General features: G+C 71.2%; 18 protein-coding genes. 10 read left to right on the top strand and 8 right to left on the bottom strand.

Annotation, left to right across the window (positions count from 1 at the left end):
* Positions 1-58: 58 nt before the first annotated feature.
* Complete coding sequence (locus N4G70_RS08085; protein WP_261711787.1) at positions 59-1,534, bottom strand: condensation domain-containing protein; 1,476 nt, start codon at positions 1,532-1,534, stop codon at positions 59-61.
* 500 nt (positions 1,535-2,034) lie between these two features.
* Positions 2,035-2,436, bottom strand: coding sequence for a hypothetical protein (locus N4G70_RS08080; RefSeq protein ID WP_261711786.1), 402 nt, complete (start codon positions 2,434-2,436; stop codon positions 2,035-2,037).
* 186 nt (positions 2,437-2,622) lie between these two features.
* Between N4G70_RS08080 and N4G70_RS08075 the strand changes: the two genes are divergently transcribed.
* Complete coding sequence (locus N4G70_RS08075) at positions 2,623-3,150, top strand: NUDIX hydrolase (protein WP_261711785.1); 528 nt, start codon at positions 2,623-2,625, stop codon at positions 3,148-3,150.
* On the opposite strand, the gene N4G70_RS08070 is transcribed toward N4G70_RS08075, so the two are convergent.
* From N4G70_RS08070 to N4G70_RS08060, 3 genes are all read right to left on the bottom strand, one after another.
* The gene (locus tag N4G70_RS08070) at positions 3,137-3,424 is read right to left on the bottom strand and encodes a hypothetical protein (protein ID WP_120726048.1); all 288 of its coding nucleotides are present in this window, start codon (positions 3,422-3,424) and stop codon (positions 3,137-3,139) included. The genes N4G70_RS08075 and N4G70_RS08070 overlap by 14 nt on opposite strands.
* Before the next feature lie 108 nt (positions 3,425-3,532).
* A complete protein-coding gene (locus tag N4G70_RS08065) occupies positions 3,533-4,291 on the bottom strand; it encodes a hypothetical protein (RefSeq protein WP_261711784.1) in 759 nt (252 codons plus the stop codon).
* Positions 4,288-4,920, bottom strand: a complete 633-nt coding sequence (locus N4G70_RS08060) for a hypothetical protein (RefSeq protein ID WP_261711782.1) — start codon at positions 4,918-4,920, stop codon at positions 4,288-4,290. Before N4G70_RS08060 ends, N4G70_RS08065 begins: the two co-directional genes overlap by 4 nt.
* A gap of 206 nt (positions 4,921-5,126) precedes the next feature.
* Here N4G70_RS08060 and N4G70_RS08055 point away from each other — a divergent pair, with 206 nt between their 5' ends.
* Together N4G70_RS08055 and N4G70_RS08050 are read left to right on the top strand one after the other, a co-directional pair.
* Positions 5,127-5,375 (top strand): chaplin, encoded by a 249-nt coding sequence (locus N4G70_RS08055; protein WP_315904232.1) that lies wholly within the window; start codon positions 5,127-5,129, stop codon positions 5,373-5,375.
* A gap of 124 nt (positions 5,376-5,499) precedes the next feature.
* Complete coding sequence (locus tag N4G70_RS08050; RefSeq protein ID WP_261711781.1) at positions 5,500-6,339, top strand: alpha/beta fold hydrolase; 840 nt, start codon at positions 5,500-5,502, stop codon at positions 6,337-6,339.
* A gap of 178 nt (positions 6,340-6,517) precedes the next feature.
* Here N4G70_RS08050 and N4G70_RS08045 read toward each other — a convergent pair whose 3' ends face one another.
* A complete protein-coding gene (locus N4G70_RS08045) occupies positions 6,518-7,417 on the bottom strand; it encodes a cupin domain-containing protein (protein ID WP_261711780.1) in 900 nt (299 codons plus the stop codon).
* Between the two features lie 202 nt (positions 7,418-7,619).
* On the opposite strand from N4G70_RS08045, the gene N4G70_RS08040 reads away from it, so the two are divergent.
* Positions 7,620-9,503, top strand: coding sequence for an ABC transporter ATP-binding protein (locus N4G70_RS08040; RefSeq protein ID WP_261711779.1), 1,884 nt, complete (start codon positions 7,620-7,622; stop codon positions 9,501-9,503).
* 28 nt (positions 9,504-9,531) lie between these two features.
* Here the strand turns inward: N4G70_RS08040 and N4G70_RS08035 are convergent, their stop codons facing one another.
* Positions 9,532-10,137 carry a TetR/AcrR family transcriptional regulator gene (locus N4G70_RS08035; protein WP_261711778.1) on the bottom strand — a complete coding sequence of 202 codons (606 nt, stop codon included), beginning with the start codon at positions 10,135-10,137 and terminating at the stop codon, positions 9,532-9,534.
* A gap of 59 nt (positions 10,138-10,196) precedes the next feature.
* Between N4G70_RS08035 and N4G70_RS08030 the strand changes: the two genes are divergently transcribed.
* The 3 genes from N4G70_RS08030 to N4G70_RS08020 all read left to right on the top strand — a co-directional run bounded on the left by N4G70_RS08030 (position 10,197) and on the right by N4G70_RS08020 (position 13,018).
* The gene (locus N4G70_RS08030) at positions 10,197-10,664 is read left to right on the top strand and encodes a DUF4345 domain-containing protein (protein ID WP_315904231.1); all 468 of its coding nucleotides are present in this window, start codon (positions 10,197-10,199) and stop codon (positions 10,662-10,664) included.
* A 148-nt stretch (positions 10,665-10,812) separates the two neighbouring features.
* Entirely contained in the window at positions 10,813-11,925 is a 1,113-nt protein-coding gene (locus N4G70_RS08025; RefSeq protein WP_261711777.1) for an esterase family protein, read from the top strand.
* 118 nt (positions 11,926-12,043) lie between these two features.
* Entirely contained in the window at positions 12,044-13,018 is a 975-nt protein-coding gene (locus N4G70_RS08020) for an aldo/keto reductase (RefSeq protein WP_261712072.1), read from the top strand.
* A 57-nt stretch (positions 13,019-13,075) separates the two neighbouring features.
* On the opposite strand, the gene N4G70_RS08015 is transcribed toward N4G70_RS08020, so the two are convergent.
* Positions 13,076-13,783: a peptidylprolyl isomerase gene (locus N4G70_RS08015; protein WP_315904230.1), complete on the bottom strand. Its 708-nt coding sequence runs from the start codon at positions 13,781-13,783 to the stop codon at positions 13,076-13,078.
* Positions 13,784-14,033: 250 nt separating this feature from the next.
* Here N4G70_RS08015 and N4G70_RS08010 point away from each other — a divergent pair, with 250 nt between their 5' ends.
* From N4G70_RS08010 to N4G70_RS08000, 3 genes are all read left to right on the top strand, one after another.
* The gene (locus N4G70_RS08010) at positions 14,034-14,423 is read left to right on the top strand and encodes an SH3 domain-containing protein (protein WP_261711775.1); all 390 of its coding nucleotides are present in this window, start codon (positions 14,034-14,036) and stop codon (positions 14,421-14,423) included.
* 47 nt (positions 14,424-14,470) lie between these two features.
* Positions 14,471-14,689: a hypothetical protein gene (locus N4G70_RS08005; protein ID WP_261711773.1), complete on the top strand. Its 219-nt coding sequence runs from the start codon at positions 14,471-14,473 to the stop codon at positions 14,687-14,689.
* A 198-nt stretch (positions 14,690-14,887) separates the two neighbouring features.
* Positions 14,888-16,615, top strand: a complete 1,728-nt coding sequence (locus N4G70_RS08000; protein WP_261711772.1) for a TIGR03767 family metallophosphoesterase — start codon at positions 14,888-14,890, stop codon at positions 16,613-16,615.
* Positions 16,616-17,370: the final 755 nt, after the last annotated feature.

The raw sequence follows: 17,370 nt of genomic DNA, 5'->3' as shown, positions 1-17,370 counted from the left end.
GTGGGCCAGCATGCACCCTCAGGGCCGCCCGGTATCAGAGCGACAGACCCGCCAGGTATCAGAGCGACAGCCGGGAGACCTCACTGCTCGTCCTCGGCGCGGGAACCGGGCGCCCGGAGCGCGGTCTCGGAGGCGCGGGCCGGGTCGGGCCGCTGCGGGCGACGGAGGTGATGAGTTCCCTGAGCTGCTCCACATAGCGGTGGATGTTCTTGTGCGCGATCGCCGTGTCCGGGTAGCGGATGGCGAGTTGCAGCCCGCCGTGCAGCCGGGTGAACCATGCGCACACCTGGTCCCCGTAGGACACCCTGAGCAGGGCGTAGGCGTGGAGTTCGTCCCACTGCCGGGCCCCGGGGATGTCCCGCGCGTCGACGAACGACACGATCGAGTAGAGGTCGGGGGAGGTGGGCCGGAAGTCCGAGCCGAGCAGACGGAGCACCCGGGCGATCGGGAGATGGGCGAGCGCCTTGTTGGCCCGCAGCGCGCCGTGGACCATGGTCAGCGCGTCGTCGAAGCCCAGTGCCTGTGCCACCGGGATCTCGATCGGCGCCCCGCCGACGTACCAGCCCACCGAGTCCGCCCACCGGGACTTCGCCCTGGTGTGGAGCGGCACCACCGTGCGGTAGACCGGTTCGCCCCCGATGTCGTGGACGATGAGACTGGTGGCCGCCAGAATCCCCACCTGTCCGCCGCCGAAGGGCCGGCAGTACGCCGAGAAGGCGGCCGCGTCCGCGTCGTCCACGAGCGTTTCGTACAGGAGTTTCTGCTCGGGCAGCCTGCCTCCGGGTTCGAGGCCGAGGTCGACGGGGAAGGCCGGCAGTCTGCCGTCGCAGCGGGCGATGAACTCCCGCCAGCGCGCCACGATCGCATGGGTGTCGTCGACCTGGTCGGCGCTGGCCCGCTCGATCTCGCAGAAGTCGACATAGCTGCCGACCGGCGTCGCCTCCTCGCCGCGCCCCGCCGCCCGCGCCGAGTACAGCTCGTGGATCTCGGAGGGGATGCGCTGGATCGAGTACGCGTCGACGTTGCTGTGGTCGAAGGCCATGTACACGCTGGTGGAGTCCGGCCTGACGACCGCGGTGTACAGGAAGTTCGGCCAGCCCAGCGCGTCCGCCGCCACATCGAAACGGTCCTGCAGGTGGTGACTCAGTTCCTCCGCGTCGGGGAAGTCGCCCACCACTTCGCGCCGCAGGGCCACGGCGTCCGGAGCGGCGGTGAAGCGGCGCATGTCGTCGTCGACCCAGCGGAACCCGCTGCGGAGCGTCTCGTGCCTGAGCGTCCAGGTCCGCAGGGCGCCTTCGAGGACGTCGAGGTCGACGGGGCCGGGGATGTCGAAGGCGGCGCCCAGCCACGTCGGCACGAACAGTCCGTCCTCGCGCACGGACCGGGCGGTGCGGATATGCGATTCCTGCACATAGGCAGGGGGGCGGGAGTCGTCGGGCTGGTTGGTCGCGGCCTCGACCATCGCGGGATCCAGGGTCCACTCGACCAGCCGTCCGGGACGGACCTCACAGCCGTGAATGTCGGTGATTCGCACGGGAGTTTTCCATTCACAAGCTGTCGGGGAACACGGGCGAGCGGCGGGCCGCAGGGGCTGGTCGGGCCGGACGGGAACGCCCGCGGCCGGTCTGCCGCGGCGCCCCGCGGCGACCGGTCGAGTAGGGCGAGCGGCCCGGAGAGGCACTGCCATGGCGAAGCGGCCGGCCGGATGCGTCGGATTCTTCGATCTCAACGCCGGTACACGGCACGCCTGTTCGGGAAGACGTCGGGCCGGGGACGGTCGCCGTGCACCGCAACCCAGGAAATACGGTCATGTGGTGACCAACGCGGAACGTGCGCTCCCGGGCACGCAAAACCACCCCATCGAGTCGGATGCGCCGCCCCGTACGCCACCGCGCGCCGTGCGCGACAAAGCCGCCTTCCCCGGCCCGCGGAGGGGACAGAACGCCAGAACTCGCCCTGTGGCCAAGCAGGTTGACGTCCAGAGGCCTGAAAGACGGACGGGCCGTATCTCCTCGACGCCGTCCGAACGAAGCGTCAGCCTGCCGTTGGGAGCGGCGCGTTCGGAGCCGAGGGCGCGCCGACCGAGGACGGGTCGACGAACGGCTTGGTCGCCGGCTTCGGCTGCGGCGAGTCCGCCTTGACCATCCCGGGGATCTGCTGGAGGAGGGCCGCGACCTCGGCCTTGACGGCCGCGACGTCCGCGGTCGCGGCCTTCTTCTCGTCCGCGACGAGCTGGTTGACCTCTTTCAGGATCGCCGCCACTTCGGTCTTGACGCCCGCGACGTCGTCGTCCCCGACCCGTCCGTCCACCGGCTCGCGTCCCGGCTCGGGGGCGGACACGACGGGCGGGTGGCCGACGGCGAAGGCAGGGGCGGCAGTCCCCGTGGCGAGGGCGCCGCACAGGGCGATCGCGGCGACGGTGGCACAACGGCGCATGATCGCGCTCCTCATCAGTTCGACGGCATCCAAGTCGTCCCCCCACTCTCGATCCACTCTTCGGCACCTTCGCCGGGAGGGCCAGCGGGCCTTGCCGAACGAGTGAGGCGGACCTGACGCCGTGTCGGGGAGCGTGTACTGGGGGGCGCCCCACATGTGCGACGCGCGTTCATGGAGGATCGCCCCATGGGTGAACTGGTGGAACGAGTCGACGATCAGGATCGCGTCCTCGGTGTGGTCGAACGGGGCGAGGCGGTACGCCAGGGATGGCTGTACCGGATGGCCATGGTGCTGTGCCGCGATGCGAAGGGCCGCTATCTGGTGCACCGGCGCCCGGAGACCGGTTCGCGGTTCCCCGGCCAGTACAGCTGGCTGGTGGCCGGGGCCGTGGGAGTGGGCGAGTCCTACGAGGAGGCGGCTCGCCGGGAGCTGCGCGAGGAGCTGGGCGTCGACGCGCCGGTCCGCCCCCTGTTCACGTTCCTCTGCGACGGCGAGCTCAGCCCTTACTGGTTCGCCGTGCACGAGGCGGTCGTGGAGGAGGCGGAGATCGCGCCGGACGCGTCGGAGATCGCCTGGCACGGCTGGCTGACCGGCGACCGGCTGAGGGAGGCCATGGCGAGCCGGCCCTTCGTCTCCGACAGCCGGGACGCCTACGCCCGCTATCTCGCTCTCGACTCAACCGGCTCGCCGGGCTCAGGCGTCAGGACCGATTGACCCGGCCGGCCACCGCATGGCCGATCAGGAGATAGACCACGGCCGGCATGCCGTAGTTGACGATCGTGCGCCAGGTGTCGGACTTGATGGTGAACATGTCTCGCGACCAGCCCGACAGCCAGTCCGCCGCGTGACGGACCCACGAGACGATGTCGTTCGCCGTGTTGGCGTTGACCAGGAAGAAGGCGATCCAGAGGATCAGGATCAGGGCCATGACATCGGCGATGACGAGGATGCCGGTCGCGGCGGGATTACCGCCATAGCGCCTGGGCATGTCCAACTCCTTGTCTGTGCGAGCGGGTTGAGGCTCTGAGGTGCGGATGCGCGATGCGCCCCGGGGGCACCGTCAAGGCGCCCTCCGGGACACGGGGGGTGTGGGGCTTCACAGGCTGAGCAGACGTTCCGCGAGCCTGCGATACTCGCGCAGGGCCATGCGCAGGTCCTCCGTGGCCGCGTCCCCGGACGCCTCCTGCCAGGACGCGCGCAGAGTGCCGCGCCGCTGTTCGAGGGTTTCGAGGACCCGCTCGGTGAGGGAGTCGACCGTCGCGGCCGCTTCCTCGACGGCCGACCGGGGCTCGTCCACGAAGCCGCCGACCGCGTGCTGAAGCCTGAGCTGCAGCTTCTCGCGCTCCTGGGGCGGCAGGACGGCGTCGTCCCCGGCAGGACCACCCGGCTCGGATCCGGCGCCCGGTGCGGCGTGATCGGACAGGTGCCGCCCGGACACGGACGACTCGGACGCCGACCGCTCGGTCACGGGCCGCTCGGAGGCCCGCGACTCAGGCCCGGCACCCTCGGAAAGCGGTGACTCGGACAGCGGCGACTCGGTAGCCGCTCGTCCCGACGCGGATCGTTCGGGCGCGGGCCGCTCTGACACGGGCCGCTCGGACAGAGGCCGCTCGGACAGGCCTCGCTCGGACACCGGCCGCCCCGTTACGGGTTCGGCCACGGGTGACTCGGGGACGTACCCCCCGGACGCGGACCCCTCGCCGCGTCCCTGCGCGGGCTGCTCGGACGCCAGGGTCTCGGCTATGGGCCGGTTCCCCGCGGCACGCTCGTTCGCGGGCCGTTCGGTCTCGGCGCGGCCGCTCGCGGGCTGCTCGGTCAGGGGCTGATCGTGAAGGGGACGCTCGGGCTGGGTCATGACTGGCTCCCTCGGGCGATGTCACTGTGCTGCGTGTCGGTGTGGGACGCGTGCCGGCCGCCGCGTACTCCGAGGCGTCCGGCCTTGTCGCCGCGGCGCTCCCCGGCAAGGACCGCGAAGAACTCATGGGCCTGTACGAGCGTCTCGCGCAGTTCCTCGGTGCTGGACCTGCGCCCGTCGGCGCCCTGTGCGACACCGCGTATGCGCCGGTAGCTGTCGAGGTGGTGGGGGTGGTGCACGGAGAGGGCGGCCAGCTGCTCCTCGGACGAGCCGGCCGGGAAGCCGCGCTCCTGGGCGAGCCGGCCGAGCAGCGCCTCGGCGTCGGCGACCGCGCGGGTCGGCGAATCCACGAACTCCTCCTGGATCCGCGCCCATTCGGCGGCGTACCGCCGGCGGTCCTCCGCGGTCGGGGCCTCGACCTTCAGGTCGCCGTACCGTCGGACCCGCTCGTCCAGGTCCTTCTCGGCGGCCTTGACGTCGCCATTGTGCTGGGCGACGGTCCGCTCGTACTCGGGTCCGAAACGGCTGCGCAGTCCCCGCCCACGGCGCGCGACGAGCACACCGAGAGCCACTGCCACGACAACGATCACCACGACCGCTATCAGGATGATGAGGACACCACTGGACATGGCCTGCCTTTCCGTCGGTGAACGGCCCCGCACTGTGGGCTGTACCTCTGCGAGTACGCGCGACGCGGCCGAATAAACGCGCCAACGACGGAATGTCTGCGCACGGCTGCTCGGCTCCGTTCACCCCATCGGGTCACGGGATTTCCCCTTGGGCCCGAGCCCGGAGACGCTACTAGGGAGACAAACCCTCACACACAGGAGGAAACGTGCGTATCCGTACCGCACTCGCTGCAACCGTCCTGGCCGCCACCGCCGTCATAGGCACGGCCGGCGCCGCCGCCGCCGACCCCAACCCGCCGGAGGCCACCGGCGTGGCCCAGAACTCCCCGGGCCTTCTCTCGGGTGACGTCATCCAGGTCCCCATCGACCTCGGGCTCAACGTGTGCGGCGACACCATCGACATCATCGGGCTGCTCAACCCGGCCTCCAACAACGCCTGCGCCAACAAGCAGTAGGCTGCCGCGCCCGTCATACGGCTGCGCCCCGGAACCGGTCCCCGGCTCCGGGGCGCAGCCATGCCGTCCTCGCAGGTCAGAAAGGCGTTTGACCCGGCGGCGACGCCCTGTCAGGGTCTGGCCCATGCCCATCTTCTCCGCGTTCGACGGGACTCGGCTCGCCTACCGCGTCACCGGCGAGGGTCGCCCTCTGATCTGCCTGCCCGGCGGCCCGATGCAGGACTCCGCATACCTGGGGGACCTCGGCGGCCTCGCCGCCGACCGGCAACTGGTGATCCTGGATCTGCGGGGCACCGGCCGGTCCGCGGCGCCCCGGGACCCCGCCTCCTACCGCTGTGACCGTCTCGTCGACGATGTGAGTGCCCTGCGCGAGCATCTCGGCCTCGACCGGGTGGAGCTGCTCGGTCATTCCGCGGGCGCGAACCTCGCGGTGTCCTACGCTGCCCGGCATCCGGGGACCGTGGCCCGGCTGGTCCTGGCCACTCCCAGCGTCTTCGCCGTGGGGCTCACCATCGACGGGGAGCTGCGTCGCGAGACGGCGCTGCTCCGCAAGGACGAGCCCTGGTTCCCCACGGCGTTCGAAGCCCTTCAGGAGATCACGTCGGGCCGGGCGACGGAGGAGTCCTGGCGGGCCATCTCGCCGTTCTTCTACGGTCGTTGGGACGATCGGGCACGGGCGCACCAGGCCGCGGCGGACCAGCAGAAGAACCACGAGGCGGCGGCCGTCTTCGGCGCGCAGGGCGCCTTCGACCCGGATGCCACCCGAGCGGCGCTCGCCGCGTTCGAGGCGCCGGTGCTCCTGCTCGGCGGGGAGGTCGACATGGCGGCGCCCCCTCGCACGCTGGCCGAGTTCGCCCGGCTCTTCCCGCACGCCGAGCTGACCGTGCAGCCGGGCGCCGGACACTTCCCCTGGCTGGACGACCCGGACGCGTTCGCGTCCACCATCACCGCCTTCCTCGGCTAGCTGAGCAGCAACGCGGCTTCTGCGGCGCGGAGTTGGGGATCCGGTCGGCCGTCCGGCGAGCAGGCACCCGTAGTCGGCCAGGGCGGTGGCGCGCTCCTGCCCGGCGGGGCGCAGGGCAGGGGCGGCCGCGTCCGGTACCGGCCGTCCGGCTCGATCGCGCACAGCACGGCGGCCCGGTTCAGCCGACGCCCGGCCGGGGGGCAGGCGCGGCTCCGGTCGTCGCGGGCAGCGGGCCGCGTGCCCGCTCCAGGAGTTCCCCGGGGGTGACCGCCGCCATCCGCTCGCGCGCCGCCTCGATCAACTCACGGGTGGTGTCCAGGAGTTGAGCCTCTGTCATGGGCCGGGGAGGCTCACCGGCGACCGGTTCCGGGAGGAGGTCCGCCAGGGTCTGACGCAGCGGTTTCGTGCCGGCCTCGCGGATGGTGAGGGCGAGGTGGACGGAGAGGCCCTCGTTGCCGGTCGCGGTGTGCGGAGCGCCGCGCGGTACGTACAGGACGTCGCCCGCGCCGACGACGGCGACCAGCGCGGGCTCCCCCGGCCCCGGCACCGGGCGCGGATGCCGGTCGCCGTCGGCCGGGGCGTCGTACACCGTCCATTCCTTGCGGCCCGCGAGCTGCACGACCAGCACGTCGGCGTCGTCGCGGTGCACGTCGAGTCCGCGACGTCCCGCCATGGTGGCGAAGCAGAACGCCTCGGTCACGCGCCGCAGATCCTGGGAGACGAGTGCGGTCAGGGCGCCCACCGAGGCGTTCCACTGGTCGAGTCGGGGCAGCAGCAGGGTCGCCCCCTCGGCGAGCAGGCGCGTGATCTGCTCGGGGTCGGCGAAGCCCTCCTCGTGTCCGCCCGCGACGACCCGGGCGGCGCTGAACTCCGCGGCCGGCACGACCGCGCCCTCGCGCACCATCTCGACGTACGGCGTCCGCATCAGGCCGCCGCTGAGCCCTTCGGTCAACTCGCGCAGCGTGGGCACCTCTTGGGGCAGCACCGCGGGCCTGAACACCTGTGGCCGCCCCTGCCGGCACGCCTCGAAGAGCAGCTCGGGCTCCCCCACAAGCCGGTCCAGCGCTGCCCAACCCATCGTCTCTCCCCAGGTCCGGGGCGGTAGGGCACCGCCTCGCACCCGAACCTACGGGAGCCTTTGCGGGTAGGGCCCCGGACAACAGGGCAGCGTCTGTGGCCGCCGTGCCGTCGACGTTGCCCGCGAGATCATTGACCCCTTCGGCGGCCGTGATCCACCCGATCGTTGACCTCCAGCGAGGTTGAGGTCGTACGTTCCTCGCATGAGTATGGAAGCCACCGCGTGGACACAGCTCCACAACGTCATGAACGCCCAGCAGGACAAGCGCCCCTTCAACCGGGCCACGCTGGGCCGGATCGCCGCGTTCGCCCGCCCTCACCGGCGCCGCATCGCCCTGTTTCTGGTCCTGAGCGTGGCCACCGCCCTGCTCGCGGTGGCCACACCGCTGCTCGCCGGGCGGGTGGTGGACGCCATCGTCGCGCGCGAGGAGAGCGGGACCGTCACCCGGCTCGCCCTGCTCATCGCCGTGATCGCCGTCGCCGAGGCGGCGCTCGGGATCGTGAGCCGGTGGCTGTCCTCGACGCTGGGCGAGGGGCTGATTCTCGATCTGCGCACCGCCGTCTTCGACCATGTGCAGCGGATGCCGGTCGCGTTCTTCACCCGCACCCGCACCGGCGCGCTCGTGAGCCGCCTCAACAACGACGTGATCGGCGCGCAGCGGGCGTTCAGCAACACCCTGTCGGGTGTGGTCAGCAATCTCGTCACGCTGCTGCTCACGCTCGCGGTGATGCTCGGCATCTCCTGGCAGATCACGCTGCTCGCCCTGGTTCTGCTACCGGTGTTCGTGCTGCCCGCGCGCCGGATGGGTACCCGGATGGCGCGCCTCCAGCGGGAGGCCGCCGAGCACAACGCGGCGATGGGCACCCGGATGACCGAGCGGTTCTCGGCACCCGGGGCGACCCTGATCAAGCTGTTCGGGCGGCCCGCCGACGAGTCCGCCGAGTTCGCCGCCCGGGCCGGCCGGGTGCGTGACATCGGCGTCCGTACGGCGATGGCGCAGTCCGCGTTCATCACCGCCCTCACCCTGGTCTCCGCCCTGGCGCTCGCCCTGGTCTACGGGCTCGGCGGCTACTACGCGCTGCGCGGCACCCTCGAAGCGGGGGCGGTCGTCTCGCTCGCGCTGCTGCTGACCCGGCTCTACGCGCCGCTCACCTCACTGGCCGGGGCACGCGTGGAGGTGATGAGCGCGCTGGTCAGCTTCGAGCGGGTCTTCGAGGTGCTCGACCTGAAGCCGCTCATCGCGGAGAGGCCGGATGCGCGCGAGGTGCCCGAAGGTCCGGTCTCGGTGGAGTTCCACGACGTGCGGTTCGGCTATCCGTCCGCCGACAAGGTGTCGCTGGCCTCCCTCGAAGAGGTCTCCAGCCTCGACACCCGCGGCGGCACCGAGGTGCTGCACGGCGTCTCCTTCCGGGCCGAGCCGGGACAGATGGTGGCCCTCGTCGGGTCGTCGGGCGCGGGCAAGTCGACGGTGGCCCAGCTCCTGCCCCGGCTGTACGACGCCGACGAGGGCACGGTGCGTCTGGGCGGCATCGATGTGCGGGACCTGACCGCCGACTCGATCCGGGACACCATCGGCATGGTCACCCAGGACGGGCACCTCTTCCACGAGTCGGTCCGCGCCAATCTGCTGCTCGCCCGCCCGGACGCGGACGAGGAGCACCTGTGGGACGCGCTGCGGCGCGCCCGTCTGGACGCTCTGGTCGCCTCGCTGCCCGACGGGCTCGACACGGTGGTCGGCGAGCGCGGCTACCGGCTCTCGGGCGGCGAGCGCCAGCGTCTGACCATTGCCCGGCTGCTCCTCGCCCGCCAGCGCGTCGTCATCCTGGACGAGGCCACCGCCCATCTGGACAACACCTCCGAGGCGGCGGTCCAGGAGGCGCTCGGCGAGGCGCTGGAGGGCCGTACCGCCGTGGTGATCGCGCACCGGCTCTCCACGGTGCGCTCCGCCGATCTCATCCTGGTCGTGGAGGACGGCCGGATCGTGGAGCGCGGCACCCATGACGAACTCCTCCAACTGGGGGGCCGTTACGAGGAGTTGTACCGCACGCAGTTCGAGCGGCCCGGCGGCGCGCCCGCGCTCGGCTGACCTCGCGGGCCCCGGTGAGGGGTGGCGGTCAGTCGTCGGTGCCGAGCAGACGGTCGGCGCCGGCGATGGTGCCCAGGGTTCCCCGCAGCGCGCCGAGGGACATGGCGTGCAGCTCCTTCCGCGAGAACGTGTCGTTCGTCAGCCAGTCCACACACAGCGCGCGGACGAACACCAGCCATGCGCTCAGGGCGGCGCGGACCGTGTCCCGGTCCGGGCCCTGGAGGCCGGTCGCGTCGAGGACCCGGCGGCTCAGCTCGGCCAGTTCGTCGGTGATGATCGCCTGGATCACCGGATCGCCCGCGAGCACCCGGTTGGCGGCCAGCACGGTGTTCCGGTTCGCGGCGAAGTAGTCGAAGTGGACGTCGAGCCCGGCGGAGAGCTGCGCGAGCAGCGAGTGCGCCGGGTCGATCGGCGTGCGGTCGAGCAGCCGGTCCGAGGCCTGCTGGTAGATGGCGGCGAACAGCGCGTGCTTGCTCGGGAAGTAGCGGTAGAGCAACGCCCGGGAGACACCGGCCTGTTCGGCCACGTCCTCCATCAGCACGTCGTGGTACGGCTTCCCCGCGAACAGGCGGGCTCCGGTGTCGAGCAGCTCCTTGCGGCGCTCGTCGGGGCTCAGCCTGCGGCGTGCGGTCATGGGCGACACGTTACTTGACGCGTGTCTACTGGCGGCCCTATGGTCGCCTTAGTAGACGCATGTCTACTAAGGCGAAGGGGGACCCCACCATGGCCCGGCTCCTCATGTGGCTTTCCTGGGCGATGGGCATCGCCGATATGGCGATCGGCGCCGTGCATCTCGTTGTCGGCATGGGTTCGGTACCCGGCGCGGGCTCACCGGGGCCGACCGTTGACAGCCTGATGCGGTTCTTCGGCGCGATCTTCCTCGGGTACGGTCTGGCCTGGATCTGGGTGGCGAGGCAGTCGCCGATTCCCTCCAGGATGGTGCGGGTACTGGCCGGGATCTTCTTCCTCGGGGGTGCGTCCCGGCTTCTGTCGTGGGCCTCGCTCGGCCGTCCGGACGGGTTCCAGATCGTCCTGATGGGCATCGAACTCGCCCTGCCCCCGCTCTACTTCTGGCTGTCGACGGCCGACGAGCGCGAGAGCGCGGCCCGGCGGTGGAAGGCCGAGGAGGCGGCGCGCGGCGCGGGCCGCCCGGCGTCCTGAGGACGTCCGCGGAAAGTCCGGGCCCGCGAGGGAACGGATCGCGCCGGATCGCGGTCTAGCTCCGTGCGCACCCCGGAGGCGGTGCGGCTGGTCGACGGCCATCGGTGCCGCGTCCGGCAGAGCCGTTCGCAGAGAGTGTTCTGGACCCATGGGCCTGACGAGTACCACCACTGTGACTGTGGCCGCGTCGTGCACGCTGCTGGGGATTCTCCTCGTCGTCTGGCAGTGGCCGCGGCTGTCGGGCCGGGGGTGGCGGCCGGCCCTCGGACGGGTGGTCGTGCTGTGCGCGGTCCAGGTGCTGCTGTTCTCGACCGTGGGCCTCGCGGCCAACAAGTCGTTCCTGTTCTACGGTTCGTGGGCCGATCTGTTCGGCCGGCAGGACGGCGTGGGGGTGCTGGGCGCGGAGTCGACCGCGAGCCCCGGGGTGAAGGTCGCGGGCAGGCAGAAGGTCGATGTGCCGGGCGCCGGCAAGCCGAGCATCGGCGGCGAGGTCCAGAAGGTGTCGGTGCAGGGCGAGCGGTCCCGGATAGTCACCCCGGCCTATGTCTATCTGCCGCCGGAGTACTTCCAGAAGGGGTACGAGACGAAGTCCTTCCCCGTGACCGTGGTGCTGACCGGCTTCCCCGGCACCGCCGAGAACCTCATCAAGGGGCTGCACTACCCGAAGACCGCGTGGACGCTGTCCAAGCAGCACAAGACGCAGCCGATGATCCTGGTCATGATGCGGCCCACCATCGCCCCGCCGCGCAACACGCAGTGCATCGACATCCCGGGCGGCCCCCAGACGGAGACGTTCTTCGCGGACGATCTGCGCAAGGCGATCTCGGGGACGTACCGCGTCGGCACGAAGCCACGCAACTGGGGCTTCATCGGCGACTCGACGGGCGGCTACTGCGCGCTGAAGATCGCCCTGCACCACCCGGAGGCGTACGCGGCCGGGGTCGGCCTCTCCGCCGACTACAAGGCCGAGGTCGACCTCCAGTCCGGTGATCTCTTCCACGGGAACAAGCGCGAGGAGAAGCGCTCCGATCTGCTGTGGAGCCTGGACCATCTGCCCCAGGGAGATTCGTCGTTCCTGGTCACCACGTCGAGGCAGGGCGAGAGCAACCTCAAGGAGACCCAGAAGTTCATCGCGAAGGTCAAGAAGCCCGCCCGGGTCTCCTCCATCACGCTGGCGTCCGGCGGCCACAACTTCAACACCTGGCTCCGGGAGATTCCGCCCTCCCTTGAATGGCTGAGCGCCCGCCTCGACGCGAACTGAGCGGGCCGCCCCGGACGAAAACTCACCTGCCCCACGGGCCCAAGTCGCCTATCGTCAACGTGATTTCCGGCCGGGCCTGCGCCCGGCCGGGCCGAGGACGACGATGGGGAGGACGAAGTTGCGCTACCGCGAACTGGGACGCAGCGGGCTTTCGGTGTCCGAGATCGGCTACGGCGCGTGGGGCATCGGCGCGTCCAGCTGGGTCGGCGCCACCGAGGACGAGTCCGTACGCGCCCTGCACCGGGCCATCGACCTGGGCGTGAACTTCATCGACACCGCACGCGGCTACGGCGAGAGCGAGCGGATCGTGGGCCGGGTGGTGCGCGAGCGGTCCGCCGCCTCCGGGGATCCGGTCCGCGTGGCCACCAAGGTGCCCCCGAAGAACGGCATCTGGCCGGCGCACGACGGCATCGACCCCGCCCAGGCCTTTCCCGGCGCGCACATCCGCGAAAGCCTGGAGACCAGTCTGCGTGCGAGCGGCCTCGACCACTTCGACGTCTTGCAGTTCCACGTCTGGAACGACGAGTGGATGGGCCGCGGCGACTGGCTGGAGACCGTCGCCGACCTCAAACAGAAGGGCACGATCGGCCTGTTCGGCGTCTCCGTCAACGATCACCGTCCCGACACCGCGCTAGCCCTCGTGCGCAGCGGGGTCGTGGACAGCGTCCAGGTCATCTACAACGTCTTCGACCAGTCGCCGGCCGACGAACTGTTCCCCGCCTGCGAGGAACACGGCGTCGGTGTCATCGTGCGGGTGGCCCTCGACGAGGGCGGTCTCACCGGCCGGATCACCGCCGACACGACGTTCCCCGAGGGCGACTGGCGCAACCGCTACTTCCGGGGCGACCGCCCGGCCCAGGTGGAGCGGCGGGTCGCCGCGATCGTCGCCGACCTGGGTATCGCCCCGGACGAGATCGCGGAGACCGCGCTGCGTTTCGTGCTGAGTTCCCCGGCGGTGTCCACCGTCATCCCCGGGATGCGCAGCATCGGCAATGTGGAGCGCAACACGGCCCTCAGCGACGGCCGCGCCTTGAGCGACGGCCGGCTCGCCGTGCTGGCCGAGCACCGCTGGGAGCGCGACTTCTACTCCTGACGCCGAAGGGGCCGGGCCCTCGGCGGGAACGGGCCACCGGGCACCCGGCCCCCGGCGTCACCCCTTCTTGATCTGGACGTGCTTGATGTTCACCGGGAGCGTCGGGTACCCGTCGCCCGGGCCGTTCTGGTCGTCCTCGCCGCCCGCCGCGATCTTCTGCAGGACGTCGAGTCCGGAGGTCACGCGGCCGAAGGGTGTGTAGGCGGGCGAGAGCTTGGTGTCCTTCCAGACGAAGAAGAACTGGCTGCCGTTGGTGTTCGGGCCGGCGTTGGCCATCGCCACCGTGCCCGCCGGATAGGTCGCGCCGGTGAGGTTCTCGTCCGGGAAGGAGTACCCGGGGCCGCCGCTGCCCGTGCCGGTCGGGTCGCCGCACTGGAGGACGTACAGCCGGCTGGTGGTGAGCCGGTGGCAGTGCGATCCGTCGAAGTAGCGCTTCTCGGCGAGGAACCGGAAGGAGTTGGTGGTGCACGGGGCCTTGTCGGTCAGCGCCTTGAAGGTGATGGCGCCCTGGCTGGTGCGCAGCGTGGCGCTGAAGGGCCGGGCAGCCTTGACCGGGTCGAAGTCCGGTATCCCCTTGTAGTTGTCGGCGGGAACGGCCGGGGTGTAGGCGCAGGCGGCCGACTGCGCCGTGGTCGCGGCGGCGGCCGGGTCCGCCGTGGTCGCCGCGCCTGCCCTCGGGGCCGGGGCCGCCGCGCCCGCCTGGGTCGCCGTGACGAGCGGGAGCAGGACGACGGCGGCGAGCAACGCGCCTTGTCTACGGAGCACTTGAGGGGCTTCCTTCCGGAGGAACGGACGTGACATGGCCGCAACATCCTGCCCCGCCCATCCGCCCCGCATGCACCCGTACGCACTGCCTCGCCCATCGATCCCGTGGGCCCCGGGCGGCCGACCACTCATCCGATGGGAACATCAACTGCCCTGACTTGTCCGGAAGTTACTCCATTCGTGCGGAACGGATCGCCGCCGGCGTCGCTCCTACAAGGCGCACATCCCAAAGGGAACGAAGGGGAACAGCATGTACGTATCTGGCATGCGCAGGATGGTCACGGCGTGCGCGATCGCGGCACTCGCCGGATCGGGGATTCTGCTCACGGCGGGCGGAGCCTCGGCGGCGGACCCGACGCCCGTCGCGGGCCCGGCCCAGCAGGCGGCTCCCGCCGCCCCGACGGCGGAGCCCCGGAGCAAGGTCGTCGCCAAGGGCGGCCTGTGGGTCCACCAGGAGGCGACCACCGCCGCCCAGCGACTCAATCTGCTGCCTCAGGGCACGGTGGTCGCACTGAAGTGCAAGAAGGTCGGCCAGCCCGTGGACGGCAACAAGCTCTGGTACAAGCTCGGAGCGGACAGGCCCGGCTGGGTCAGCGCCCGCTATGTGCAGAACCTGGCGCCCGTGGCGTACTGCAAGTGAGCTGACACGTCGAGGGTCGTCAACGGCCGTTCGTACGGCGGCCGTTGATGCCCCGACCCGTTACTCCGACCTGTTCATCGGCCGGGTCGCGGTCCCTGCTGCACACGCGCTTCGAAGGGCTCTACGAGTTCGTCGCCGAGCTGGTGCTCGACCGGCTCGACCGCTGCGTCCGGCGGGCCGCGCAACTGCCCGGACTCGTCGGCCACTCCACGGTCGCGGCCCGCCTCCAAGGCCCGGCGAATGCGCCCGGGGGCGGAGTCACGTAGGGCGGAGACACATGGCGCGTCGACACATTGGGCGTCGGACCCTGGGGTACCGACCCATGGCGCGCCGGTCCGCACTTGTTTCCCCCAAGTTTCCCCCCGCCCCCTGTACATACGACTACCCGCCAGTAGTGTGTGGCCGCGCGACCGTGCCCGAGGGCCGCCGCGCCACCAACTGCCAGTGTCACCAGGGGGATACCCATGCGCGGGATGAGCCGCCGTCAGTTCGTTTCCAGAATGTCCGCCGCGGCGGCAGGCGCCGCCCTGTGGTCGGCGACGGCGCAGGACCGTGCGCTGGCCGCCACCGCCGCCCGGGCCGTACGGATCGGGGGGACCACCCTCGAACAGGCCGCGACCCCGGTCGGCACCGGAGCGTACAAGCGCCTGGTGGCAGGCCCGGGCTGGCCGCTCGTGGTGCGCGGCGAGCTGGCCGCCGGGAGCACGAGCCGGGACGACCGCCGGACCGGGCTCGCCTCTTTCGTCCAGTTCACCGATCTGCACCTGGCGGACACCGAGTCGCCGGTCCGCTTCGAGTATCTGGCCCAGTACAACGACAGCGCGCACCGCCCACAGGAGACCCTCACCGTGCGCGGTGCCTCGTCGCTGGTCGAGCGGGTCAACTCGGTGCGCCAGGGTCCGTACACGGGGCTGCCGTTCGGCATGGTGATGGCCACCGGTGACAACACCGACAACCATGAACTCATCGAGCTGGACTGGTACTTGACCGTCATGAGCGGCGGCCGCATCACCCCCAGCAGTGGTGACACCGCGCGCTACGAGGGTGTGCAGAACTCCGGAAGCGCGGACTACTGGAACCCGGAGCTGTCCTTCCAGGACACCTACAAGGCCAAGGGCCTGCCGCAGATACCGGGCTTCCTGGCGGGGGCGGTACGCCCCTTCGACGCGCCGGGGCTCAGCGTGCCCTGGTACACGACCGTCGGCAACCACGACGACAGCATCGAGGGCAGCCTGCCCGACCTCGGCCTGCTGGGCGACCTGTACACCGGCGACCGCAAGATCGAGGGCTGTGACGACGCCACGGCGGCGAAGCTCGCCTACGCCCTGCGCCACAACCCGGCCCAAGCGGCCGTCCTGCTCGCGCAGTTGCTCGGCAACGGCGGCGCCATCCGCAAGGTCACGCCGGACGAGCGCCGTCGGCCGTTCACGCCCGCCGAGTTCGCCAAGGCGCATCTCAACCCGGCGTACGCCGGTGCCGGGCCGGTCGGTCACGGCTTCACCTCGGACGCGGCGAGCAGCGGGCACCTGTACTACACGTTCCCGCTCGCGGGCGGTGTGCTCGGGATCAGCCTGGACACCACCAACAGGGCCGGATTCGCGGACGGTTCGCTCGGCACCGCGCAGCTCAGGTGGCTCGAATCCGTGCTCAAGTCGCACAGCAGCCGGTGGTACGACAGCGACGGGCATGTGGTGCGCGGGGGCTCGACGGACTCCCTGATCGTTCTGTTCAGCCACCACACGAGCACCACGATGGGCAATCTGCTGCCCGACCCGTACCACCCCTTCGAGGGCCGGCACGACGGGAACGAGCTGATCTCACTGCTCCAGCGTTACCCGAACGTGGTGGCCTGGGTCAACGGCCACACCCACGAGAACCGGATCACCCCGCACGGCCACGCGGTCCCCGAGCGCGCCTTCTGGGAGATCAACACGGCGTCCCACATCGACTATCCGCAGCACGCGCGCATCATCGAGCTGGCCGACAACGGGGACGGCACCCTGTCCCTGTTCACCACCCTCATCGAGTCCGCGGCGCCCTACCGGACGGACGTCGCGGACACCTCCGACCGGGGCCTGGCCGCCCTCTACCGCGAGCTGTCCTACAACGACCCCTACGCCACCCCCGCCGCCCGGCTGGGCTCCTCCGCCGACCACAACACCGAGCTCCTCCTGGCCCACCCGGGCAAGTAGGCGCCGGCGCCGTCCGGCCGCGCGGCGGGCGTGCGGGCGGACGACGGGCGGGTGGGCGGCGTGCGTGCGGACGGCAGGCGTGCGTGCGGGCGCCGCAGAAGCCCCACCTCCCTATGTACAAGGGAGCCCAACCTCCTTGTACACAAAGCCAGTTGACGCTTCGCAACGGCCGGGATCGCCACCCGCGGCCGTCCAGTTTCCACCTGGACACAGCCCTCGGCCCGCTGTCATGGTGAGGGCAGAAGCGACGGGCCGGGCTCCTCGAAGCGGGAGCCCCTCCGTCCCCTCGGCCGACCACACCACCACCCACCGCTCCCGGTGCGCAGCATCACTGGCAGGGCGGCCGTCGCGGGAGCTCCGGGCCGCCCACGCCGCCACCGGGAAGGCGCCCGGCGAGTGGGACGGCGGGTTCCCTGGTACTCCCCCCACCAGGCGATGCCCTCGCCCCGCTCGCCGGGCTCACCTCGCGCCGACGCGGCTCGCGGCTCACCCCGCGAAAAAGCGAATGCGGGGCCGGCCGTCGACCCACTACCGTGGACGCCATGAAGGTCACCATCAGCTGCAGCGTCATGACCGCGCGAGCGACCAGCTCGCCGGTTGCCGCCGCCTGACCTCATTCACCTCTCCCCCGGCGACCGGAAACGGCCCGCCGGTTGGACCGTCGGATTCCTGTACCGGGCTGCTCCTCGGGCCCCCTGTACCGGATCCCGCTTCGCGTTCCGTGCTCGCGGTCCCTTTCCGGCTGCCCCGCAGTC

Origin of the sequence: Streptomyces sp. ASQP_92 (assembly GCF_025399895.1) — a bacterium.
Lineage (GTDB): Bacteria > Actinomycetota > Actinomycetes > Streptomycetales > Streptomycetaceae > Streptomyces.
Note: the sequence above shows the minus strand (reverse complement) of the source record. Positions and strands in the feature narration are given on the sequence as shown.